Raw genomic sequence first — 24344 nt, 5'->3', positions numbered from 1 at the left:
CGTGAATTCAAAGATATTTTTTATTTAACGGTCACCGATCAAAGCCGAAACATTTCAAGCAAATTGTGCTATCATGCACGGTTTTTCACTGCCACAGATTCAACAAAGAGTAAGCAAAGATGAGCGATATGCATTCCCCTACTTCTCAAGTAGCGGCTCTGATTAGCCGAGGCAAAGAACAAGGTTACTTAACTTACGCTGAGGTTAACGATCATCTGCCGGACTCGATTACTGAAAGCGAACAGATTGAAGACATCATCCAGATGCTTCAAGACGTTGGTATTCCTGTACACGAGCGTGCACCTGAATCTGACGATACCATGTTCGGCGAATCAGCTGACGCAACTGATGAAGTTGCTGAAGAAGAAGCTGCTGCCGTACTTGCATCTGTTGAAAATGAGCCTGGACGTACGACAGACCCTGTACGTATGTACATGCGTGAAATGGGTACAGTAGAACTATTAACCCGTGAAGGTGAAATCAGCATTGCTAAACGCATTGAAGAAGGGATTCGTGATGTCCTAAACTCAATCGCTTACTGGCCAAATGCTGTTGAAGTTGTATTAAAAGAATATAATGATTTTTTAACTGGCGAACGCCGTCTTGCCGATATTTTATCTGGCTACCTCGATCCTGAAACTGATGAAGATATTCCTGAAGTTTTAGAAGAAGTTGAAGAGCTTGCGGAAGAAGACGAATCATCTACAAAGTCAACGAAAGAAGTTAAGCTTGATGATGACGATGAAGAAGAAGAGTCTGAAGGTGATGATGACTCTGAAGGCGATTCAGGCCCAGACCCTGAAGTTGCAAAAGTTCGTTTTGCTGAGTTAGAAGCTGCATGGGCTCAAACTAAAGCTGTGATTGAAAAACATGGCCGTAATAGCCCTGAAGCAAATGAAGCTCTTGAGTCTTTAGCAACTGTATTCATGATGTTTAAATTTACTCCACGTTTATTTGACATCATTTCAGAAATGATTCGCGGAACTCACGAGCAAATCCGTGCCAACGAACGTGAAATTATGCGTTATGCAGTGCGTCGTGGCCGTATGGATCGTACTCAATTCCGTACATCTTTCCCTAAACAAGAATCTAATCCAGCTTGGTTAGATGAACAAATTGCTAAAGCTCCTGCAGAAATCAAAGCTCATTTAGAAAAAGTTCGTCCAGATGTCTTAGCATTCCAGCAAAAGATTGCAGATATTGAGAAAGAACTTAATTTAAGCGTTGCTGAAATTAAAGATATTTCTAAACGTATGGCGATTGGTGAAGCCAAAGCACGTCGTGCGAAAAAAGAAATGGTAGAAGCTAACCTTCGTTTGGTAATTTCGATTGCGAAAAAATACACCAACCGTGGTTTACAGTTCCTTGACTTGATTCAAGAAGGGAACATTGGCTTGATGAAAGCTGTAGACAAGTTTGAATACCGTCGTGGTTATAAATTCTCGACTTATGCAACTTGGTGGATTCGTCAGGCAATTACCCGTTCTATTGCAGACCAAGCACGTACAATTCGTATTCCTGTACATATGATTGAAACGATTAACAAGATTAACCGTGTCTCTCGTCAATTGTTACAGGAAATGGGCCGTGAACCTACTCCAGAAGAGTTAGGTGAACGTTTAGAAATGGATGAGGTCAAAGTTCGTAAGGTTCTTAAAATTGCTAAAGAACCAATTTCAATGGAAACTCCAATCGGTGATGATGAAGATTCGCATCTTGGGGACTTTATTGAAGACCAGAACATCACTTCTCCAATTGATGCTGCGACTTCAGAAGGCTTAAAAGAAGCAACTCGTGAAGTTCTAGAAAACTTAACTGAACGTGAAGCTAAAGTATTGAAAATGCGTTTTGGTATCGATATGCCAACAGATCATACTTTAGAAGAAGTGGGTAAACAGTTTGATGTAACACGTGAACGTATTCGTCAAATCGAGGCGAAAGCATTACGTAAATTACGTCACCCTTCTCGTTCTGAACACTTGCGTTCTTTCTTAGAGAATGACTAAGTTTTGAAGTCTTGAAATTTCGACACTAGTCCCCATTTAATAGAAAGAGCTACAAACGCCTGCGATGATGCAGGCGTTTCACATGATGAGGTTACTTATGTTAGACCGCACTCCATCTCGCGAACTCCGTGAAGACCTTTGGGTATTTCCAATGGACTATCCAATTAAACTCATTGGCGATGCGGGTGAAGAATTACGTATAGCTGTAGTTGATATTCTAGTAAAACATTTCCCTGACTTTGACCAATCAACGTTAAAAGTACAAGAATCTCGTACAGGCAAATACCATTCATTAACCGCACAATTACGCTTTGATGAATTGGAACAAGTTCATGCTTTGTATGCAGACTTGGCTGCTTGTCCGCAAATAAGAACTGCACTTTAATTTTAAGATGCCATGACAACTTTAATGTCATGGCATTTTTATTTATAACAACCTTATTATAAATAATCACAAATATTTAGAACCGTTTAAGCAAAATACTTTAAACTCATCAAGAGCATACTCTCATGACTTAATGTTGTGAGCTGCCCTTCTGTTTAGTACGTCGCACAGGAAAATGTTTAATGAGCCTTGATAAACCCACTTTGATTATTCGTCAGTGGAACGATTTACAAGATTATCAAAGCAAATTCGAATTGATGAAGAACCTGACCAATCAACGTGATGAAAATACACCCGACGAGCTATGGTTGCTCCAGCATCACGAAGTATTAACTCAAGGTCAAGCTGGAAAACCAGAACATATTCTAATTCCATCCAATATTCCTATAGTTCAAACTGATCGTGGTGGACAAGTGACATGGCATGGACCAGGCCAACTGGTTGCTTACTTTATGTTTGATCTTAATCGGCTAAAGTGGAATGTACGTACATTGGTTAGTTTTGCTGAACAATTTATGATTGATGTTTTAAAGAAATATAATATTGAAGCATATGCAAAACCTGATGCTCCAGGCGTATATGTAAATGATAGAAAAATTGGTTCCTTAGGTTTCAAAATTCGCCGTGGACGTAGTTATCACGGTTTAGCCCTAAACTTGGACTGTGCTCTAACTGGTTTTCAAACTATTAACCCTTGTGGTTATGCAGGGTTAGAAATGGTCCGCATAAAAGATTTAGTGACTCCATATCCATCATTTGAGCAACTTTGTCAGGACTTTATTGAGTATATTAAGGCCTCTGGGCTCTTTAATGACCCTGAAGTCAAAATTGAATAAATGATTTTGAGATGGAATAAAAATAGATTAGAGTAATTACTCTAAATTTGCTTTTGCATAATTTTAAGAAGGGATAGCAAGTGATTTCGACAAAAGCTGTAAAGCCCACTCTGCAACTTGCCTACGTTAAGCTCATGATGGATGTTGTTGGTCGTGGCTTAGTCATGGCGAGTCAAGTAGATAGTGAAATACAAGAGGAAGTGTCCAAATTTCCTGTTCACTTTGTACTTTCAATGAATGTCTTCCCAAATGGACCAGCATTTTTTGCCCGAGTGACAGAGAACAAACAATTAGAGCTGCTAAAAAGAGCGGAAAAAAAACCTGATTTAACCATTACATTTAAGCATGTAACTCATGCATTTTTGGTTTTCTCATTTCAGGAAAGCACTGCTCAAGCATTTGCAAACGATCGAATGATTGCCGATGGTGATGTATCCGCAGCAATTCGTCTAGTACGCTGCCTAAACAAAATGGAATCTCTCATTTTACCGAAATTGGTAGCTTCACTCGCAGTTAAAGAATACCCAACCGAACTCACCCTAAAAGAAAAATTCAACGAAGCTGCAAATATTTATTTAAAAGTAGCTAAGTCTTACTTCAAGCGGAGCGCATAACATGGCTAAACCATATTACGAATTCTTTTGTCCTGTAAAAATCATTGCCGGTAATGCTGCTTTAGAACATATTCCGTTTGAACTCGCGACTTTGGGTGCAAAGCGTCCTCTTATCATTACCGATAAAGGCGTTCGCGCGAATGGCTTACTCAACCCTATTGAAGCTGCTTTTAGTACGACTGATGCTGTGATTGGTCATGTTTTTGATGATGTTCCACCAGACTCAAGTCTTGAAGTCGTTCGCCTTGCAGCAGAAGCTTATCGCACAAATAAGTGTGACGCGATTATTGCTGTTGGCGGTGGCTCTGTTATTGATACCTCTAAAGCAACCAATATTTTAGTCTCTGAAGGTGGAAATGACCTTCTTCAATATTCTGGTGCTCATAACTTACCAAAACCATTAAAGCCATTTTTTGTGATTCCGACCACTTCAGGTACAGGTTCAGAAGTGACTATGGTTGCTGTGGTTTCTGACACACAAAAGAATGTGAAATTGGCATTTGCTTCATATTATTTAATGCCACATGCTGCAATCTTAGATCCACGCATGACATTGACTTTGCCACCTCACTTGACGGCAATGACTGGTATGGATGCGTTAACACACTGTGTGGAAGCATACACCTGCATGGCAGCTAATCCACTCAGTGATGCTTATGCAAGTGCGGGTATTAAAAAGATTAGTGAAAATTTATTTAACGTTTTAGAAAATCCAAATGACTCACAAGGCCGTTTAGAACTCGCACAAGCTTCCACAATGGCAGGTATTGCATTTTCTAACTCGATGGTAGGCCTTGTACACTCATTAGGGCATGCATTAGGTGCAGTTGCTCACCTGCCCCACGGTTTATGTATGAACCTATTCTTACCATATGTGCTTGAATACAACAAACAAGTCAATGGTCAGAAAATTGGTGAGTTACTATTACCTCTAGCTGGTGCAGATATCTATGCACAAACTCCAGCAACCCAACGTGCAGATAGAGCAATTACAACTATTTTAGCGATGCGTGATCGCTTATTTAGTTTAACTAAATTACCACGTACTTTGCGCGAAACTGGTAAGGTTACTGAAGCACAACTTGATGAAGTTGCAGAAAAAGCACTAAATGATGGCTCTATTATTTACAACCCTAAAGAAGCAAGCTTAAAAGATATCCGGGAGATCTTACAAAAAGCTTGGTAATTTAAGTTTTAGCTAGCTCAAGTAAAAACTTAAAGGTCTGATTTTTATGATAAATCAGACCTTTTTTATATCTATGAATTTTTATTCATCATTTTATTTGGAAATATGGCAAAAAATTTGCTAAAAATTCCACGAAAGTACTGACAATTTGCATCAATTTAGGATAGATTGGCGCACTTTATCTTTTATGTAGGGGGGATCGTTCGTCTCAAACGATCCTTAACACCAAGCTGATCCTTGATCAACGATTATGAGGATAACGCCGTTGACAAACTTATCTGGGACTAAACCAACAGCTAAACTTCAAAAGAATCTTGTGCTATGGCACATCATTATTATTGGTTTAGCTTATATTCAGCCATTAACTTTATTTGATACTTTTGGTTTAGTATCAGAACGAAGTGGTGGTCATGTACCTACTTCTTATATTTTTGCCTTAGTTGCAATTTTATTGACGTCGATCAGTTATGGACACATGATCAAACGCTATCCTTCTTCAGGGTCAGCATACACCTATGCCCAAAAGTCAATTCACCCTAATGTTGGTTTTATGGTGGGTTGGTCATCTTGGCTAGACTATTTACTTTCACCACTCGTCAATATCATTTTGGCCGATATTTATTTAAGAGCATTGTTTCCGGAAGTAAATAATTGGTTATGGGTAATTGGCCTAACTGCATTAATGACTGTTATTAACTTATTCGGCGCACGTTTCGTTGCTCGTTTTAACAGTACAATCGTAGTTATTCAACTTGGTGTTATATTTTACTTTGTTTATCAAGTGTATACCTTGCTTTCCCAAGGTGTATATGCCGATGGTACGCTAAATCCGGATAAAGCTGAATTATGGTCACTCACTCCTTTTTGGAATGATATGACTTCTATTAGTGCTTTGATTGGTGGTGCAACGGTACTTTGTTTCTCTTTCACAGGTTTTGATGCTTTATCTTCACTCGCCGAAGAAACAAAAGATGCTGAAAGAACACTTCCAAAAGCGATTTTTTCAACAGCATTGCTTGCTGGTGTCATCTTTATTATAAGTACTTACTTTATCCAGTTATATTTTCCAAGTAACCCAAATACTTATTTTAAGCCATTAGATGAATCACAACCTGTGATGGTTGCAGCAATTGGCAGTATTGCCTTTAAAACGTTAGTTTTATATTTTGCTGTAGTTGCAGTTATGGCATCGGGTATTTCAGCACACGCTGGCGTATCTCGCTTAATGTATGTAATGGGTCGTGATGGGGTTATCAATAAAAAGTTATTTGGTCATATTAGCCCAAGACTACATACACCAACTTACAACATTCTTATTGTTGGTATAGTTGCATTATCTGCTGGCTTTTTAGACCTTGAACATATTGTTAACTTAATTAGTTTCGGGGCCTTAACTGCTTTTAGTTTTGTGAATTTCTCAGTAATTTCGCGCTATGCGCTTAGAGATGGTAAAAACAAATCTATTAAAGATATTATTAATTACATTATCGTACCAACGCTTGGCTTTGCCAGCGTGTTCCTAATGTGGTTGGAGATCGACAAGCTTGCTTTACAAATCGGCTTGGCTTGGGCAGTGGTTGGTGTAGGTTATCTTGCTTACAAAACCAAAGGCTTTAAATACAATGCTCCTCAACACAACGAGCATGAATAATAAAAAAGGCGCTTAAAGCGCCTTTTTTATGGACTTATTATCCAAATATTTTATTTACAATACCTTGTACGCGTTTTGCATAAAGTTTTGCTGTTTCCAAATCCCCTGTTGGAATCTCATCTACACTTGCGTCTGATGGTGACTGAACAAGTAAACCTACTGAACCACCTAGGTTATTAACATCTTCACGTTTTGCATTTTTAGTATTTGCTGGTAACAGACCCAAGCTCACCCAAATACCACCGTGTTGTGATGCTAAAGTTTGTAATTGGATAAGCGTAACTTGCTTATCACCATTTAGACTTGCACTGTTGGTAAAGCCTGCAAATACTTTATCTTCCCAACCACGTGTAAACCAAACTTTTGAAGTTGCATCAGCAAATTTTTTAAACTGCCATGGTGCTGTACCCATGTAAGTCGGAGCACCGAAAACAATACCTTTTGCATTGTTTAATGTTTCCCAATCTTGCTCAGTAATATTACCTTCCTGATCAATCTGGATAAGTTGAGCATTAATTTCATTAGCAAAAGTTTCAGCAACTACTTTCGTGTGGCCATAACCAGAGAAATATACAACCGCAATATTAGAATTAGACATGGTAGAAACCTGTGTTTTATTAAATTCTGTTTTATGATATATTTTAGAAACTAGGTGTCAATTAGTTACCACATGGTAACTAGTATATTTTTTTAGAAATAAGTAGGTAGATGGTATGAGTGAATGTCTAAAATATAATATTTTTCAACAACATTGCCCTGCTCGTTTATTTTTTGAAAAAATTGCAGATAAGTGGGTTTTACTCATCTTAAATATTCTTGAGGAAGAAACTCAGCATTTCAATTTACTCAAAAAGAACATTCAAGGTATTTCACCTAAAGTCTTGTCACAAAAGTTAAAAATGCTAGAAAGAGATGGCTTTATCGAACGAAAGATTCAAGACACTTCACCTATTCGTGTTGACTATTCACTTACACCATTAGGCCAAAATGTCGCTTCAATGGCATTCCAGTTAAAAGAATGGGCTGAAACAAACATTGAGCAAGTTTTAGCAGCACAAATCATGTATGACGAAAAAATACTAGAACAAGCTTAAATTAAAATTAGATCAAAAAAATAAGGCCACCTAGGGCCTCATTTTTTGTATTTAGGAAACTAACCTAAATTTTTAAAACCTTGCTGACGCCATGCTTCGTAAACAATCACTGCAGTTGCATTAGACAAATTCAAACTTCTAGAGTTTTCAGCCATGGGTAACCGAATCCACTGCTCTTGAGGGAACATCAAGCGAACATGCTCAGGCAAGCCGCGTGTTTCTGGCCCCATCAGTAAAGCCACAGGTCGATTCAAATCAACTGTATGCGGAGTTGCAGAACCCTTCGTCGTTAGAGGAAAGACATGCTCAACACCTTTTGACTTTAAGTCTGCGAGGCATGCTTCAATATTGTCCCAAATCTGCATTCTTGCCCATTCATGATAATCAAGCCCCGCACGTTTAAGCTTTTTATCATCAAGCTCAAAACCTAAAGGCTTAACCAAATGCAATTGAGCCCCTGTATTCGCGCATAGTCGAATAATATTCCCTGTGTTTGCAGGGATTTCAGGCTCGTATAGAACAACATGAATCACTTAATTACTCACTTAAATTACTTGTTGGTTAGCTTAGGCAATAGTTACATCTCTTTTGTAGATAGTAATTGGCCTACTAATTCCACTGTAACTGTTCGCGCAAACGTACGACCTCACCAATAATTGTGAGAGTCGGCGCATGAATTTGATGTTCTGTCACTTTAGATGCAATATCAGCAAGTGACCCCACCACAACCTTTTGTTCAGGGGTTGTACCCTTTGAAATTAATGCGACTGGCATATCTGGACGCTGTCCGTGTGCAATCAGTTGCTCACAAATACGTTCCAAGCCCACCAAGCCCATATAAAGAACTAAAGTCTGGTTCTCATATACCAGCTCATTCCAAGGAAGCTCAGGAGAACCTTCTTTTAAATGACCAGTTAGAAAACGTACACTCTGAGCATAGTCACGATGAGTGAGCGGAATACCAGCATAAGCTGAACAGCCTGACGCTGCCGTAATGCCTGGAACCACCTGAAATGGTACACCAGCTTGGAACAATTCTTGGATCTCTTCGCCACCACGCCCAAAAATAAACGGATCACCGCCTTTTAAACGACAAACACGCTTTCCTTGTTGAGCATATTCAACGAGTAAAGCATTGATGCCGTCTTGAGGAACAGAATGATTTGAGCGAGCTTTACCAACATATATTTTTATCGAGTCTCGACGGCATAATTCTAAAATGGGTTGAGATACCAAACGATCATAAATAACTACATCAGCTTGTTGCATTAAACGCAAAGCTTTTAAGGTAAGCAGTTCAGGATCACCTGGACCTGCACCCACCAAATAAACTTCACCTTTAGGTGCTTTCCACTCCAACAATGCTTGTTCAAGCATGCTATCTGCAACATCACGATTATCGTTAAAAACCTGCTCTTTTAAGGGACTTGCATACAAGTTTTCCCAAAAAATACGGCGTTCATCAGGATTAGAAATTTTTTCTTTAACCTGATTTCGCCATTTTCCAGAAAATTCCGCTAACTTCCCCATTCCATGCGGAATGGATGTCTCTAACTGTGTACGGATTTGACGAGATAAAACAGGAGACGTCCCATTTGAAGCAACCGAAATCACTAAAGGTGAACGGTCAATAATCGCAGGAACCATAAAGCGGCAATGTGGAATATCGTCAACACTGTTTACAAGTAAATTACGTACTTCACATTGCTCAAAGACTGTTTTATTGACTTGCGGATCGTTAGTCGCAGCAATGACTAAACGATAGGGTGTACTTAAAAACTTCTCAGAGAAAACTTCAGCAAAATGCTGACCGCTTATTGCTGTTACTAATTGCAGAAGCTGCTCTTCAATTTCAGGAGCAACAATATCTATTATTGCCCCCGCCTTAGCTAATAAGGTTGCCTTGCGTAAAGCAATATGCCCTCCGCCCACAATCAGACAACGTTGCTGCTGCAACTTCAAAGAGATTGGAAAAATATCCACCTTAAACCTCTACATCAATCATCTGATTATGTTTAAGCAAAAAACGTGCACAATTTAGATGCAAAGTTTAGTCAATAAAAGTTGCACCACCCATATATGGGCGTAATACTTCTGGAATCTCGATTGAGCCGTCTTCACGTTGGTAATTTTCCATTACTGCAAGCAAAGTACGTCCTACTGCAAGACCTGAACCATTTAGCGTATGCACTAATTCAGTCTTCTTCTGATCCATACGGAAGCGTGCTTTCATACGACGCGCTTGGAAATCACCCATATTAGAGCAGCTTGAAATCTCACGATATGTATTTTGGCTTGGAACCCATACTTCTAGATCGTAAGTTTTCATCGCACCAAAGCCCATATCACCACCACAGAGCAAAATTTTGCGGTATGGCAAACCAAGTGCCTGCAAAATGCCCTCAGCATGTGCAGTAAGTTCTTCAAGGGCCTGCATAGACGTTTCTGGTTTAACGATTTGCACCATTTCAACTTTATCAAATTGGTGCTGACGGATTAAACCACGTGTATCACGGCCATAAGAACCAGCTTCACTACGGAAACATGGTGTATGCGCTGCATATTTTAATGGTAAACGCTCTGCGTCAATAATTTCATCACGAACAAAGTTAGTGACTGGAACTTCAGCTGTAGGAATAAGGTAGTATTCTTTTTCACCTTGAAGTTTAAATAAATCTTCTTCAAATTTTGGTAATTGTCCTGTCCCACGAAGTGAGTCAGCATTAACCAAATAAGGCACGTATGCTTCAGTATAGCCATTCTTTAGAGTATGGGTATCAAGCATAAACTGAGTTAAAGCACGTTGTAGACGCGCTAAAGGCCCCTTCAATACGCTGAAACGTGAACCAGTGAGTTTGGTCGCAGTTTCAAACTCTAGTCCACCCATCCACTCGCCTAAATCAGTATGATCTTTGATTTCAAAATCGAACTGACGAGGTGTACCCCATTTTGAGATTTCAACGTTATCACTCTCATCCTTACCAGCTGGCACAGATTCATCCGGTAAGTTTGGAATGCTAAGTGCTTTTTGCTCAATCTTGTTTTGTAGTTCTGATAAAGCAACTTCAGCTGCTTTAATCTCATCACCAATCGCCTGCATGCGTGCCATGATTTCAGAAGCATCGCCACCGGATTTTTTAATCTGACCCACTTGTTTAGCACCGGCATTTCGCTCTGCCTGTAACTTTTCAGTTTTTGATTGCAAGTCTTTACGGCGAGTCTCTAAAGACGCCCATTCTTGAACGTCTAACTGAACACCACGTTTTGCCAAAGCTGCATTAACGACTTCAATATTATTTCTGAGTAACTTAGGGTCGATCATAATTAATCATAATATGGGTAAAAAACTGGCTATAGTGTAAGCCCTTAACACTAAAAAATATAGTGATCATCTTCATATCGAATAGCTTTCACACAATTCTAAGAAGAGACCTCATATTTTACATGTTGTAGTTTGGCACACTCGGTAAATACTCAGGTTTAATGAACTTGGCTGCCTCAGAATATGACAGTATTAATTCAGTCATTCCTTCTGCATAAGAAGCTAACTCATAGACAGGATAGACAAAAACAATCCCATTGGCACCATAATAGTAATTATCACTTAGTTGCAGTTTTTCACGGCTAATATTGTGGTCTTGAAGCCAGTTCGTATTCGCATCAAAAAGTGCGTCAACGAGTTGCTTTTCAACATCTGGCTTAAGGAGTTCCGCAACAGTAATGTGTTTTTTATTTAATAAATCAAAATTTACAAATTCTTGATGAGACATGCCATGTGCTGCACCCGCAGAGTATGAGTATGTCTGTAAGGCAAAGGTTGCAAGATTATAATTTTGTCCCAAATAACGGACATAAATTGCACTTTGACTTGAGCTCGGCTCCCCTTCTGGTACCTCTACAGGTTTATCAGCCAAGTTTGCAAAAGCATTCGGATCTGCTTTTTTTATACGGTTCGTAAAATAATCATTAATCCATTTTTGGTTGGTTTGTACTGTCTGAAAATCATATTCAGTACAGCCATCTTCAAGACAAACTTTAGATTTTGGTAATTTTACTGGAATTACTTTTGCTTGAATCACTGGAACTTCTGCTTGTTTTTGTTCTTTTACTGAAGCACTAGATGCAGGTTGCTCATCTTTAGCTGCAGATTTTGGCTGACAACCACTTACTGCCGCCATGGCAGCCACCATAGGAAGAATGAAAATAATTTTCTTATCGTAAAGTCGCATGTTAATCCCCGTGTAATCTGTTTTATCACTATACAAAGCGTAGGAATAAGACGGGGTTAAAAAATGTATCTAGGATTGATATATAAAAAGAAAGCCACCCTTTTAGGTGGCTTTCTCAACGAAGCACAATAATTATTGATCAATAATATCTGTGCCTTTTGGTGGTGTAAAATTAAAAGTTGAAGCTGGAATTGAGGCATTCACTTTTACATTATTAAATTTCACGTAAGTGGTTTGACCTAAAGAATCTTGTAATACCATTAACGTAGGTGCTTTGTTGGCACCAAAACTAATAGTTAAGCTTTGGAAAGCTCCATCTTCTTTTTTCGGGAATAAAGTGAAATATAATTTAGATTTATCTGGCTGAGTCACTCGGTAAGACTTCATGATTTGACTAGTATTACCAGAGAGCAATAAAGCTGGAGTATCGGCTACTTGCGAATCTAAGCTTTGACGTACAGCTTGCTGTAAATCAGGATCATAAATCCATACTGTTTTACCACTTGTCACAATAGTTTGTTTGGACGGGCTCACAGTTTCCCAATAAAATTTCCCCGGACGTTCAACTTTCATTGAACCTTTAAATGTCTGGTTCATATGCTGAGCACCTAGACCTTTTTTCTGTGCTACAGCTTTTGTATTTGCTTTGGTTGTTTGTTCAAAATCAGCAGTTAAACGCTGTAATCCTGATAACTGATTTACCAGGTTCCCAATTGCCTGTTGCTCCGGTGCTGCTACTGGTGCAGCAAACGCTGTAGTACTCATTACAGGAGCAAGCACTGAGGCGCTGAGTGTAATAGCACACATGGTTTTACGAAGCATATTCATGTCATCACCTTTTTAGTTGCTGTAAGATAACTTGTTCGCTTTTAATTTAACTCAGCCAAACAAGCTCTTCATTCAAGACTCATATTAACCGACAAACTCTGTGCTAATCATTGAGAAAATAAGATATTTTGTTATGTTGTTCATATAGTTTGTAGAATTTCATTCATCATGATGAAGATAAAATTAATGAAATTCCATAAAAAAAGCCCACAAAATGTGGGCTTTTTCTTAAGCTAAAACTTAAACAGTTTCAACTTTTACGTAGCGACGGCCAAATTGACCTTTCACTTCGAATTTTACTACGCCGTCAGCAGTAGCAAATAAAGTATGGTCACGGCCCATACCAACATTTGCACCAGCGTGGAATTCTGTACCACGTTGACGAACGATGATGTTACCAGCAGTTACAGTTTGACCACCGTAAACTTTAACACCTAACATTTTTGGGTTTGAATCACGACCGTTCTTCGTCGATCCACCGGCTTTTTTAGTTGCCATGTCTCTTACTCCTCGTGATTAGCCTGAAATACCAGTAATTTTCAACTCAGTGAACCATTGACGGTGACCTTGTTGCTTACGGTAGTGTTTACGACGACGCATTTTGATAATGCGGATTTTGTCGTGACGACCATGACCAATCACTTCTGCAGTTACTTTAGCGCCAGCTACAACTGGAGCACCGATTTGAATGTTGTCACCGTTTACAACCATTAATACATCATCAAATGTAATAGTTGCGCCAGATTCAGCCTTCAATAATTCAACTTTAAGGGTTTCACCCTCAACTACACGGTGCTGTTTACCACCGCTTTGGATTACTGCGTACATAACGTACTCCAATCAGCCCGTGTCGTCGTGCCGATAAAGGGATATATCGATCTTAAAACGAACGCCACTGGGGTTATACAAGGCGACAGATTTTAAGTGAAATTTGATCAAACGACAAGTGCTTTATCTTTATCTGGGCAATAGAGACCGCTATTCTTACATAATAAAAACAGCTTAAATTCGAATTTAGTACTTTTCATTGATTCTGAATGAAATTTAAAATACAGTTCCAAACACAACTTGCAACAAGAACAAGCTGTATTCATGTTGACGTTATTAAAATTTATTGTTTTGTCGGAAACACACCGTTTTGCCGAAATAAAGAACAAAGAACTCTTCATGAACCTACAAATGATTCATATCAATTGCTTGTTTCCCTGTTTAATGCACTTTTAATTGATACACTAACGCCACTTATCACCAATACGGGGTTTTTCTTCATATGGTCATCGATTTTAAGCAAGACATTCTCGCTCCTGTTGCTACAGACTTTGCTGCGATGGATCACTTGATTAATGAAGGAATTAGCTCAAAAGTCGGCTTGGTCATGTCGGTCAGTAAGCATGTTGTTGAAGCTGGCGGCAAACGTATGCGCCCAATCATGTGCTTACTTGCAGCACGAGCTTGTGGTCTGGACAACATGCAAAATGCACAGCGTCTGGCTGCCATTATTGAAATGCTTCATACCGCAACTTTAGTGCATGATGATGTAGTCGATGAATCAGGTCTTCGCCGTGGCCGCCCTACTGCCAACGCAACATGGAATAATCAAACTGCCGTGCTAGTGGGTGACTTCCTTATTGCCCGTGCTTTTGACTTATTGGTTGATTTAAACAACATGACCTTATTAAAAGACTTCTCAACAGGTACATGTGAAATTGCAGAAGGTGAGGTATTACAGCTTCAATCTCAGCATCAACCAGATACAACCGAAGAAACATATTTAAAAATTATTCACGGGAAAACTTCTCGTTTATTTGAACTTGCAACTGAAGGTGCTGCCATTTTGGCGGGACAAGAAGCTTATCGTGAACCTTTAAGATTATTTGCCGGTCATTTCGGAAATGCATTCCAAATTATTGACGATATTTTAGACTACACTTCAGATGCTGAAACATTAGGTAAAAATATTGGTGATGATTTAATGGAAGGTAAACCGACTTTACCGTTAATTTCAGCATTAGCACATTCAACTGGTGAAGAGCACGCTATTATTCGTCGTAGTATTGCGACAGGTGGGGTTGACCAATTAACCAGAGTAATTGAAATTGTGCAAAAGTCTGGTGCTTTAGATTATTGCCAGCGCCGTGCCCAAGAAGAAACAGAAGCAGCACTGCAAGCCTTATCAATCTTGCCTGATACACCTTATCGCCAAGCATTGATTAACCTCACTCGGCTTGCATTACATCGAATACAGTAGATATTATTTTGCCTATGCATATAAATTTTTCAGATCATTTTTTAAAAATCCAGAAACAGCTTGAAAACCCTCAAGCTGTTATCGACGAAAATATCCTCATTGACTTAGTCAATGCCTTACGGCCATCCGATCCTCACGATACGAATGAGATAGAGCAAAAAATACAAGCATTTATTGACAGCTTATTACTTACTCCTACCGCTCCTGCCCTTTTACAAACCTTTTTATTACGTTTAATTAATCAATATAAGCAAGTGAGCTTATATGCAGATAGCGGTATTTTGTCTTTAGATGGTTTCTGGAACCAGCTTGGGCAAAGACTTGGCGGCCATTTTCTACCGCTTATTGAAGATGCAAGCCAACTCAAAATTTTGATTGGAAAAATTTTCTATTTAGAAAGTGATTCAATCTGGTTAAACAATGTTGATGACAAGGATTGGGCAACCTTATTCGGTCTAATTGGGCAAAGTAATAGTAATGTTGAAGAAAAACATGCCATTCAGCGAGAAATGATCAAGGCTATTACGGTTCTATCTTATCGTATTAGTGGTATTGGGCTTTATCCTGAATTTATTAATGCTCAGCCTGAGCTAACTGAATATGAGTCGCCGTTTTTAGTACAGAACCGTGAAATTATTGAGTTTATCGAAAAATATAAAAAACAAGATATTTCTCAAGATGACACTGTGGTAACTGTACCTCCAGATGCATCTCAAGCATTTGTAATGTTGGAACAATGTCGGGATGTCGTTTTAAAGATACGTCGAGCCACAAAAAGAATTGGTGTTAGTTTAAGTTTGACATATCTATTGTCCTTACTTGAACAATGTTTAGACCGTATTGAATTATTGCTCTATTTGGTTGTTGATAACAGCGAAGGACGTTACGTTTCTTTAGGAAACTTAATTTCGGACTTAACTAAAGCTCATTATAGTGAAAAAAGCGTCCGTTCTTTACTTAGCACGACTAGTGAGCTTATTGCCTTTCAAGTCACAGAAAATGCTAGCCGTACAGGTGAGCACTATGTAAGTACAGACACTAAAGGCTTTTGGGGAATGTATAAAGCCGCTGCCGGTGCAGGTGTCATTATCGCCTGTATGGCAACATTAAAGATTCTTGCTGCACGAATGACGATGGCGCCACTCATGCAAGCCTTTACGTTCAGTATGAACTATTCACTTGGCTTTATTTTGATTCACGTATTGCACTTTACCGTTGCAACAAAACAGCCAGCAATGACCGCTGCTGCACTCGCTGCAACTGTACAGCAACGTAAAGGTTCTAAAACTGCACAAATTGCAGAATTAGCAGCGCTTATTATCAATATTATTCGAACTCAGTTTATTGCTATTTTGGGGAATATCTCGATTGCGATTCCTACCGCTGCCCTCATTACCTTTGCTTGGCAGTTCTATCTTGATGAGCCCTTATTAACCCATACCAAAGCAACCTATTTATTACATAGCTTAAATCCTTTTACGTCATTAGCTGTTCCTCACGCAGCAATTGCGGGAGTCTGCTTGTTTTTATCAGGCCTGATTGCTGGTTACTTCGATAACATGGCAGTTTACCGAAAAGTAGGACCGCGTTTAAAAGCTCATCGCCGACTACGCAATTTATTTGGACAAGAACGTCTTAATCGTTTTGCAGAATATATTGAACGTAATTTAGGTGCACTTGCGGGTAACTTTCTATTTGGTGTCATGCTAGGAAGTATGGGAACAATAGGTTTTATTTTAGGTTTACCTCTAGATATTCGACATATTGCCTTTGCATCAGCAAACTTTATTCAAGGTTTAATGACCATAAACGGTAGTCCAGATATTGGCTTGATTATTGTTTCGTTTTTAGGCGTACTCTGTATCGGTCTTACGAACTTATTTGTGAGTTTCACTTTAACGATTATTGTGGCTTTACGCGCACGCCGAGTTCGCTTTGAACAATGGAAACCTTTGGCTAAACTGGTCATGACCCATTTTCTTACACGTCCGAGCGACTTCTTCTGGCCTCCAAAACAGCCTTTAGAATTAGAAGAAAATGCCCAAGCCAATAGTGGAAAAAAAGCAGAACACTAACTGTTTTGCTTTGTACACAAAATGTGATATCCGTCAATTTTGTTGTGATTGTTTTTCCAAATGTTAAAAAAATTTCAAAATGAATTTACGATGATCTATCAGGCTTGAAAAAAAGTGTACTGGCAAGTACACTTTCAACGGCGTTCAGTAGCAGAAAACTACATGAATAAGCAAAGGTGTGTATATGCCCTATCTATTGCTTTGTATTGGTTGCGTTTTTTTAGGATTAGGTATTCTTGGTCTATTTGTGCCAAGTCTTCAATCTTTGGACTTGCTCACCGTTCAAACATTGAGTCACCATCGTTTAGATTATCTTAATACTATAACCACCTTTCTTGCACGCATAGGCGGCATGCCTTTTGTATGTTTTTTATCCTTTCTAATATGTGTATATTTAGCATGGTATAAAAAATATATTACTGTTATTTTCATTAGCTTGGGAGTTTTTGGCAGTATCACCATTGGTTGGCTGCTCAAATGGTGTGTTAACCGGCCTAGACCTCCTGAGGCATATCATATTGTTGAAAGTTATGGTGCATCGTTCCCAAGTGCACATAGTGTTTATGCATCAACACTAGCTTGTCTGGCAATGATTATGTTATGCCGTAAGCACAACATTAACTCTCCTTATATTGTTTTGATCTCCTGTCTTTGGTTTGTGTGTATGGGGCTTTCAAGAATATATGCAGGAGTTCATTTCCCAACAGACGTACTCGCTGGTTGGGGCATTGGTTTTATTTGGATTGCACTGCTTTGGCTCTGGTTATTACAAACACAAAGTAGGTTAAGTAGAAAACAAATATATTTTTAGATTTTATCTAAACGAGGTGGAACAATGATGTCGGCTAAGCTTTGGGCACCAGCCCTTACTGCTTGCGCATTAGCAACAAGTATCGCACTTGTTGGTTGTAGCAAAGGCTCCGATGAGAAACAGCAAGCTGCTGCTGCTCAGAAAATGCCGCCTGCAGAAGTAGGTGTTATTGTTGCTCAACCACAAAGTGTTGAACAAAGCGTTGAGCTTTCAGGCCGTACTTCAGCATATCAAATTTCTGAAGTTCGTCCTCAAACAAGTGGCGTGATTTTAAAGCGCTTATTTGCTGAAGGAAGTTATGTTCGTGAAGGTCAGGCACTCTATGAGCTCGACTCTAGAACGAACCGTGCAACGTTAGAAAATGCAAAAGCATCACTCCTACAACAACAGGCAAATCTAGCTTCACTACGTACCAAGTTAAATCGTTATAAACAACTTGTTTCTAGTAATGCTGTGTCTAAACAGGAATATGATGACTTACTTGGTCAAGTTAATGTTGCAGAAGCACAAGTTGCAGCAGCTAAGGCTCAAGTAACAAATGCAAATGTAGATCTTGGTTATTCTACAATTCGCTCTCCTATTTCTGGACAATCTGGACGTTCATCAGTAACGGCTGGGGCTTTAGTTACTGCAAATCAGACTAATGCGTTAGTGACGATTCAACAGTTAGATCCAATTTATGTTGATATTAATCAGTCTAGCGCTGAGTTGTTACGTTTACGTCAACAATTAAGTAAAGGCAGTTTGAACAACAGTAACAATACGAAAGTAAAATTAAAGCTTGAAGATGGTTCTACCTACCCGATCGAAGGCCAACTTGCTTTCTCTGACGCTTCTGTAAACCAAGATACAGGAACAATTACTTTACGTGCCGTATTCTCTAACCCGAATCATTTATTGCTTCCGGGTATGTATACCACTGCACAAATTGTTCAGGGTGTTGTTCCAAACGCTTATCTGATTCCTCAAGCTGCGGTTACACGTTTACCTACAGGTCAAGCTGTAGCAATGCTTGTTAATGCCAAAGGGGCTGTTGAGAGTCGTCCAATTGAAACCTCAGGTGTTCAAGGACAAAACTGGATTGTGACTAACGGCTTAAAAGCTGGCGATAAAGTCATTGTTGATGGCGTTGCCAAAGTCAAAGAAGGGCAACAAGTAACAGCAAAACCTTATCAAGCTCAACCAGCAAATCCTCAAGGTGCAGCGCCAAATGCTGCGAAACCGGCTCAATCAGGTAAACCTCAAGCAGAACAGAAAGCAGCTTCAAATGCATAAGGGGTAGATTGAATGGCACAATTTTTTATTCATCGCCCCATATTTGCGTGGGTGATTGCATTAGTCATTATGTTGGCGGGTATTCTCACGCTAACAAAAATGCCTATTGCACAGTATCCAACGATTGCACCACCGACAGTCACCATTGCTGCGACTTATCCTGGTGCATCGGCTGAAACAGTTGAAAACACCGTAACCCAGATCATTGAACAACAAATGAATGGTCTCGATGGTTTACGTTATATTTCTTCTAACAGTGCTGGTAACGGACAAGCATCTATTCAATTAAACTTTGAACAAGGTGTTGACCCTGATATCGCACAAGTTCAGGTTCAGAATAAATTGCAATCTGCAACTGCGCTTCTACCTGAAGATGTACAACGTCAAGGTGTAACAGTTACTAAATCTGGTGCAAGCTTCCTACAAGTTATTGCATTTTATTCACCAGATAACAGCCTTTCAGACTCAGACATTAAAGACTACGTAAACTCTTCAATTAAAGAGCCGCTTAGCCGTGTTGCTGGTGTTGGTGAAGTTCAGGTCTTTGGTGGTTCATATGCAATGCGTATTTGGCTCGATCCAGCCAAGTTAACAAGTTACCAACTCACTCCTAGTGATATTGCAACTGCGCTTCAAGCACAAAACTCGCAAGTTGCTGTAGGTCAGTTAGGTGGTGCGCCTGCTGTACAAGGTCAAGTACTTAACGCAACAGTGAATGCTCAAAGTTTGTTACAGACTCCTGAGCAGTTTAGAAATATCTTTTTAAAGAACACAGCATCTGGTGCTGAAGTTCGTTTAAAAGATGTAGCTCGCGTAGAGTTAGGTTCGGATAACTATCAGTTCGACTCGAAATTTAATGGTAAACCAGCAGGTGGTCTTGCAATTAAAATTGCTACAGGTGCTAACGCACTGGATACGGCAGCTGCTGTTGAACAACGTTTATCTGAATTACGTAAGAACTATCCAGCAGGTTTACAAGATAAACTAGCTTATGACACGACTCCATTTATCCGTCTTTCAATTGAAAGTGTAGTACACACATTAATTGAAGCCGTGATTTTGGTATTCATTGTCATGTTCCTATTTTTACAAAACTGGCGCGCAACGATTATTCCAACGCTTGCAGTTCCAGTGGTTGTATTAGGTACATTTGCTGTTATTAATATTTTTGGCTTCTCAATTAACACCTTAACCATGTTCGCTATGGTATTGGCAATCGGTCTTCTGGTCGATGACGCTATTGTTGTAGTGGAAAACGTTGAACGTGTAATGAGTGAAGATCATACTGATCCGGTTACGGCTACTTCACGCTCAATGCAGCAGATTTCTGGTGCGTTAGTGGGTATTACCAGTGTATTGACAGCGGTATTCGTACCAATGGCCTTCTTTGGTGGTACAACAGGTGTAATTTACCGCCAGTTCTCGATTACCCTTGTAACTGCAATGGTACTGTCGTTAATTGTAGCGTTGACGTTCACACCTGCACTTTGTGCGACTATTCTAAAACAGCATGATCCAAATAAAGCACCAAGCAATAATATCTTCGCTCGTTTCTTTAGAAGCTTTAACAATGGTTTTGACCGCATGTCGCACAGCTACCAAAATGGTGTTAGCCGCATGCTTAAAGGCAAAATCTTCTCTGGCGTGCTGTACGCTGTTGTAGTTGCCCTTTTAGTCTTCTTGTTCCAAAAACTCCCATCTTCATTCTTACCAGAAGAAGATCAGGGTGTTGTAATGACACTTGTTCAATTACCACCAAATGCAACGCTTGACCGTACAGGTAAAGTGATTGACACCATGACAAACTTCTTTATGAATGAAAAAGACACAGTAGAATCAATTTTCACTGTTTCTGGTTTCTCATTCACAGGTGTGGGTCAAAACGCTGGTATTGGCTTCGTTAAGTTGAAAGACTGGAGCAAACGTACTTCACCGGAAACTCAAATCGGCGCATTAATTAAGCGTGGTATGGCATTAAACATGATCATTAAAGATGCATCATATGTTATGCCGTTACAGCTTCCTGCAATGCCTGAATTGGGTGTAACTGCCGGATTTAACTTGCAGCTTAAAGATTCAAGTGGTCAAGGCCATGAGAAACTAATTGCAGCACGTAACACTATTTTAGGCTTGGCATCGCAAGATAAACGCCTCATGGGTGTACGTCCAAATGGCCAAGAAGATACGCCTCAATATCAAATTAATGTAGATCAGGCTCAAGCTGGTGCTATGGGTGTTAGCATTGCTGACATCAACAATACAATGCGTATTGCTTGGGGTGGTTCATACATTAACGATTTCGTTGACCGCGGTCGTGTGAAAAAAGTTTATGTTCAGGGTGATGCGGGTAGCCGTATGATGCCTGAAGACTTAAACAAGTGGTATGTACGTAATAACAAAGGTGAGATGGTTCCATTCTCCGCATTTGCTACTGGCAAATGGACATATGGTTCTCCACGTCTTGAACGTTATAACGGCGTATCATCGGTTAACATTCAAGGTACACCTGCACCTGGCGTGAGCTCTGGTGATGCCATGAAAGCAATGGAAGAAATTATTGGTAAGTTACCATCTATGGGCTTACAAGGTTTCGACTATGAATGGACAGGCTTATCACTTGAAGAACGTGAGTCTGGTGCTCAAGCGCCATTCTTATATGCGCTTTCATTGTTAATCGTATTCCTTTGCTTGGCTGCATTGTATGAAAGCTGGTCAATTCCGTTCTCGGTTTTACTTGTGGTACCGCTTGGTGTCATTGGTGCGATCGTATTGACTTACTTGGGTATGATTATTAAAGGAGATCCAAATCTCTCGAATAACATTTACTTCCAGGTAGCGATTATTGCGGTAATTGGTCTTTCTGCAAAAAATGCGATCTTGATTGTTGAGTTCGCAAAAGAGCTGCAAGAGAAAGGTGAAGATCTACTTGACGCAACCTTACATGCTGCAAAAATGCGTTTACGTCCAATTATCATGACAACCCTTGCCTTCGGTTTTGGTGTACTTCCGCTTGCACTTTCAACAGGTGCTGGTGCAGGAAGTCAGCACTCGGTAGGCTTCGGTGTACTTGGTGGCGTACTCAGCGCGACATTCTTAGGTATCTTCTTTATCCCTGTATTCTATGTGTGGATTCGTAGTATCTTTAAGTACAAACCAAAAACCATAAACACTCAGGAGCATAAATCGTGATGCAAAAAGTATGGTCTATTTCAGGTCGTAGCATTGCGGTATCTGCACTTGCGCTTGCTTTGGCAGCTTGTCAAAGCATGCGCGGCCCAGAACCAGTCGTGAAAACCGATATTCCACAGAGCTATGCATATAACAGCGCTTCTGGTACATCTATTGCTGAACAGGGCTACAAACAGTTCTTTGCTGACCCACGTTTGCTTGAAGTAATCGACTTGGCTCTTGCGAATAACCGTGATTTACGTAAAGCAACGCTCAATATTGAACGTGCTCAAGAGCAGTATCAGATTACGAAGAACAACCAGCTTCCAACAATCGGAGCAAGTGGTAGTGCAATTCGTCAGGTTACGCCAAGTCGTGACCCGAATAACCCCTACTCTACTTACCAAGTAGGTTTGGGCGTAACTGCTTATGAGCTTGATTTCTGGGGCCGTGTTCGTAGTCTAAAAGACGCTGCTTTAGATAATTACCTTTCAACACAAAGTGCACGTGATTCGACTCAAATCAGTTTAATCAGTCAAGTTGCTCAAGCATGGTTAAACTATTCGTTTGCAACGGCGAATTTAAGACTTGCAGAGCAAACACTTAAAGCGCAGCAAGATTCTTACAATCTCAACAAAAAACGTTTTGATGTAGGTATCGACAGTGAAGTTCCATTACGTCAGGCACAGATTTCTGTAGAAACTGCGCGTAACGATGTAGCGAACTACAAAACTCAAATTGCTCAAGCACAAAACTTGTTGAACTTACTTGTAGGCCAACCAGTTGCACAAAACTTGTTACCGACACAGCCTGTGAAACGTATTGCTCAGCAAAATGTATTCACTGCTGGTTTACCAAGTGATTTGTTAAATAACCGTCCAGATGTAAAAGCGGCCGAATATAACTTAAGCGCTGCGGGTGCGAATATTGGTGCAGCAAAAGCACGTTTATTCCCAACCATTAGCTTAACGGGTTCAGCAGGTTATGCATCAACTGACTTAAGTGATCTATTTAAGTCTGGTGGTTTTGCATGGTCAATTGGTCCAAGCTTAGATTTACCAATCTTTGACTGGGGTACTCGTCGTGCCAATGTAAAAATTTCTGAAACCGATCAGAAAATTGCATTGTCTGATTATGAAAAATCAGTTCAGTCTGCATTCCGTGAAGTTAATGATGCACTTGCGACACGTGCCAACATTGGTGAACGTTTAACAGCTCAACAACGTTTAGTAGAAGCAACTAACCGCAACTACACACTTTCAAATGCCCGCTTCCGTGCAGGTATTGATAGTTACTTGACAGTTCTTGATGCACAACGTTCATCTTATTCAGCTGAACAAGGTTTGTTATTGCTTCAACAAGCAAACTTAAACAACCAAATCGAGTTATATAAAACTCTAGGTGGCGGTTTAAAAGCAAACACTTCAGATACAGTGGTACATCAACCATCAAGTGCTGAACTGAAAAAGCAATAAGCTTTAAATCACATTCTTATAAAAGCTCACTTCGGTGGGCTTTTTTATTGCAACCAATGTGAATATTTTTTATCTTGAAACCTTAATAAATTTTGATTGATAAAAAACAATGTTATTAAGTAATTTAGAAAGCGTTCCAGGCCATCAAATTTTAAAACAACTTGATGTTGTATATGGCAGCACTGTTCGTAGTAAACATGTAGGCCGTGACCTCATGGCAAGTTTAAAAAATATTGTAGGTGGAGAACTCACAGGCTACACCGAACTTTTAGAAGAATCCCGCCAAGAAGCAATGGATCGCATGATTGCTAAGGCACAGCAACTTGGTGCTAACGCAATTGTTGGCATTCGTTTTTCAACTTCAAACATTGCCCAAGGTGCTTCCGAGTTATTTGTATATGGCACAGCAGTCGTTGTGCAGCCCCAAGCACCTCATCTACCCGATCCATTTAATGCATAGGTA

22 protein-coding genes and 1 pseudogene are annotated in these 24344 nt (G+C 39.7%); 15 read left to right on the top strand and 8 right to left on the bottom strand.

The features are described 5' to 3' along the window. The first annotated feature begins 119 nt into the window (after nt 1-119). The 6 genes from rpoD (at nt 120) to J576_RS05170 (ending at nt 6678) form a co-directional block, all read left to right on the top strand. A complete protein-coding gene (gene rpoD, locus J576_RS05195; RefSeq protein WP_002051119.1) occupies nt 120-2006 on the top strand; it encodes an RNA polymerase sigma factor RpoD in 1887 nt (628 codons plus the stop codon). A 97-nt stretch (nt 2007-2103) separates the two neighbouring features. Continuing rightward, nucleotides 2104-2391: a YbeD family protein gene (locus tag J576_RS05190; RefSeq protein WP_002051390.1), complete on the top strand. Its 288-nt coding sequence runs from the start codon at nt 2104-2106 to the stop codon at nt 2389-2391. Nucleotides 2392-2573: 182 nt separating this feature from the next. Further along, nucleotides 2574-3227 (top strand): lipoyl(octanoyl) transferase LipB, encoded by a 654-nt coding sequence (lipB, locus tag J576_RS05185; RefSeq protein WP_002051434.1) that lies wholly within the window; start codon nt 2574-2576, stop codon nt 3225-3227. Between the two features lie 80 nt (nt 3228-3307). Beyond that, nucleotides 3308-3841 (top strand): hypothetical protein, encoded by a 534-nt coding sequence (locus J576_RS05180; protein WP_002051257.1) that lies wholly within the window; start codon nt 3308-3310, stop codon nt 3839-3841. 1 nt (nt 3842) lies between these two features. After that, entirely contained in the window at nt 3843-5027 is a 1185-nt protein-coding gene (locus J576_RS05175; RefSeq protein ID WP_002051212.1) for an iron-containing alcohol dehydrogenase, read from the top strand. Between the two features lie 265 nt (nt 5028-5292). Beyond that, on the top strand, nt 5293-6678 hold the full coding sequence (locus J576_RS05170) for an APC family permease (RefSeq protein ID WP_002051356.1): 1386 nt from the start codon (nt 5293-5295) through the stop codon (nt 6676-6678). A gap of 37 nt (nt 6679-6715) precedes the next feature. On the opposite strand, the gene J576_RS05165 is transcribed toward J576_RS05170, so the two are convergent. Further along, complete coding sequence (locus J576_RS05165) at nt 6716-7276, bottom strand: flavodoxin family protein (RefSeq protein ID WP_002051305.1); 561 nt, start codon at nt 7274-7276, stop codon at nt 6716-6718. A gap of 115 nt (nt 7277-7391) precedes the next feature. On the opposite strand from J576_RS05165, the gene J576_RS05160 reads away from it, so the two are divergent. Next, nucleotides 7392-7772 carry a winged helix-turn-helix transcriptional regulator gene (locus J576_RS05160; protein WP_002051473.1) on the top strand — a complete coding sequence of 127 codons (381 nt, stop codon included), beginning with the start codon at nt 7392-7394 and terminating at the stop codon, nt 7770-7772. A 59-nt stretch (nt 7773-7831) separates the two neighbouring features. Here J576_RS05160 and J576_RS05155 read toward each other — a convergent pair whose 3' ends face one another. The 7 genes from J576_RS05155 to rplU all read right to left on the bottom strand — a co-directional run bounded on the left by J576_RS05155 (nt 7832) and on the right by rplU (nt 13657). Then, complete coding sequence (locus J576_RS05155) at nt 7832-8305, bottom strand: tRNA (cytidine(34)-2'-O)-methyltransferase (protein ID WP_002051239.1); 474 nt, start codon at nt 8303-8305, stop codon at nt 7832-7834. Between the two features lie 76 nt (nt 8306-8381). Continuing rightward, the gene (gene cysG, locus J576_RS05150) at nt 8382-9755 is read right to left on the bottom strand and encodes a siroheme synthase CysG (RefSeq protein WP_002051284.1); all 1374 of its coding nucleotides are present in this window, start codon (nt 9753-9755) and stop codon (nt 8382-8384) included. A 67-nt stretch (nt 9756-9822) separates the two neighbouring features. Further along, a complete protein-coding gene (gene serS / locus J576_RS05145; protein ID WP_002051529.1) occupies nt 9823-11094 on the bottom strand; it encodes a serine--tRNA ligase in 1272 nt (423 codons plus the stop codon). Nucleotides 11095-11212: 118 nt separating this feature from the next. Beyond that, nucleotides 11213-12001, bottom strand: coding sequence for an RsiV family protein (locus tag J576_RS05140; RefSeq protein ID WP_002051437.1), 789 nt, complete (start codon nt 11999-12001; stop codon nt 11213-11215). A gap of 132 nt (nt 12002-12133) precedes the next feature. Continuing rightward, nucleotides 12134-12829 (bottom strand): outer membrane lipoprotein periplasmic chaperone LolA, encoded by a 696-nt coding sequence (gene lolA, locus J576_RS05135; protein ID WP_002051355.1) that lies wholly within the window; start codon nt 12827-12829, stop codon nt 12134-12136. Nucleotides 12830-13069: 240 nt separating this feature from the next. Beyond that, a complete protein-coding gene (rpmA, locus tag J576_RS05130; protein ID WP_000201632.1) occupies nt 13070-13327 on the bottom strand; it encodes a 50S ribosomal protein L27 in 258 nt (85 codons plus the stop codon). 18 nt (nt 13328-13345) lie between these two features. Next, nucleotides 13346-13657 carry a 50S ribosomal protein L21 gene (gene rplU / locus J576_RS05125; RefSeq protein ID WP_000271409.1) on the bottom strand — a complete coding sequence of 104 codons (312 nt, stop codon included), beginning with the start codon at nt 13655-13657 and terminating at the stop codon, nt 13346-13348. A 96-nt stretch (nt 13658-13753) separates the two neighbouring features. Here rplU and J576_RS19555 point away from each other — a divergent pair. From J576_RS19555 to J576_RS05090, 8 genes and pseudogenes are all read left to right on the top strand, one after another. After that, nucleotides 13754-14053 (top strand): annotated as a pseudogene (locus J576_RS19555) (hypothetical protein). Between the two features lie 46 nt (nt 14054-14099). Beyond that, the gene (sdsA, locus tag J576_RS05120) at nt 14100-15077 is read left to right on the top strand and encodes an All-trans-nonaprenyl-diphosphate synthase (RefSeq protein WP_002051259.1); all 978 of its coding nucleotides are present in this window, start codon (nt 14100-14102) and stop codon (nt 15075-15077) included. A 14-nt stretch (nt 15078-15091) separates the two neighbouring features. Next, nucleotides 15092-17152, top strand: a complete 2061-nt coding sequence (locus J576_RS05115) for a site-specific recombinase (protein ID WP_002051352.1) — start codon at nt 15092-15094, stop codon at nt 17150-17152. 184 nt (nt 17153-17336) lie between these two features. Further along, nucleotides 17337-17963: a phosphatase PAP2 family protein gene (locus tag J576_RS05110; protein WP_002051172.1), complete on the top strand. Its 627-nt coding sequence runs from the start codon at nt 17337-17339 to the stop codon at nt 17961-17963. Between the two features lie 24 nt (nt 17964-17987). Continuing rightward, nucleotides 17988-19238, top strand: a complete 1251-nt coding sequence (adeI, locus tag J576_RS05105; RefSeq protein ID WP_002051558.1) for a multidrug efflux RND transporter periplasmic adaptor subunit AdeI — start codon at nt 17988-17990, stop codon at nt 19236-19238. A gap of 12 nt (nt 19239-19250) precedes the next feature. Further along, nucleotides 19251-22427, top strand: coding sequence for a multidrug efflux RND transporter permease subunit AdeJ (gene adeJ / locus J576_RS05100; protein ID WP_002051282.1), 3177 nt, complete (start codon nt 19251-19253; stop codon nt 22425-22427). Further along, complete coding sequence (gene adeK, locus J576_RS05095) at nt 22427-23881, top strand: multidrug efflux RND transporter outer membrane channel subunit AdeK (protein ID WP_002051147.1); 1455 nt, start codon at nt 22427-22429, stop codon at nt 23879-23881. The genes adeJ and adeK overlap by 1 nt, the downstream gene beginning before the upstream one ends. A 109-nt stretch (nt 23882-23990) precedes the next feature. Continuing rightward, a complete protein-coding gene (locus tag J576_RS05090) occupies nt 23991-24341 on the top strand; it encodes a YbjQ family protein (protein ID WP_002051367.1) in 351 nt (116 codons plus the stop codon). The last annotated feature ends 3 nt before the right edge of the window (nt 24342-24344 follow it).

Source organism: Acinetobacter sp. 766875 (genome assembly GCF_000582055.1).
Classification (GTDB): domain Bacteria; phylum Pseudomonadota; class Gammaproteobacteria; order Pseudomonadales; family Moraxellaceae; genus Acinetobacter; species Acinetobacter nosocomialis.
This window is presented reverse-complemented; position numbering and strand designations above follow the sequence as displayed.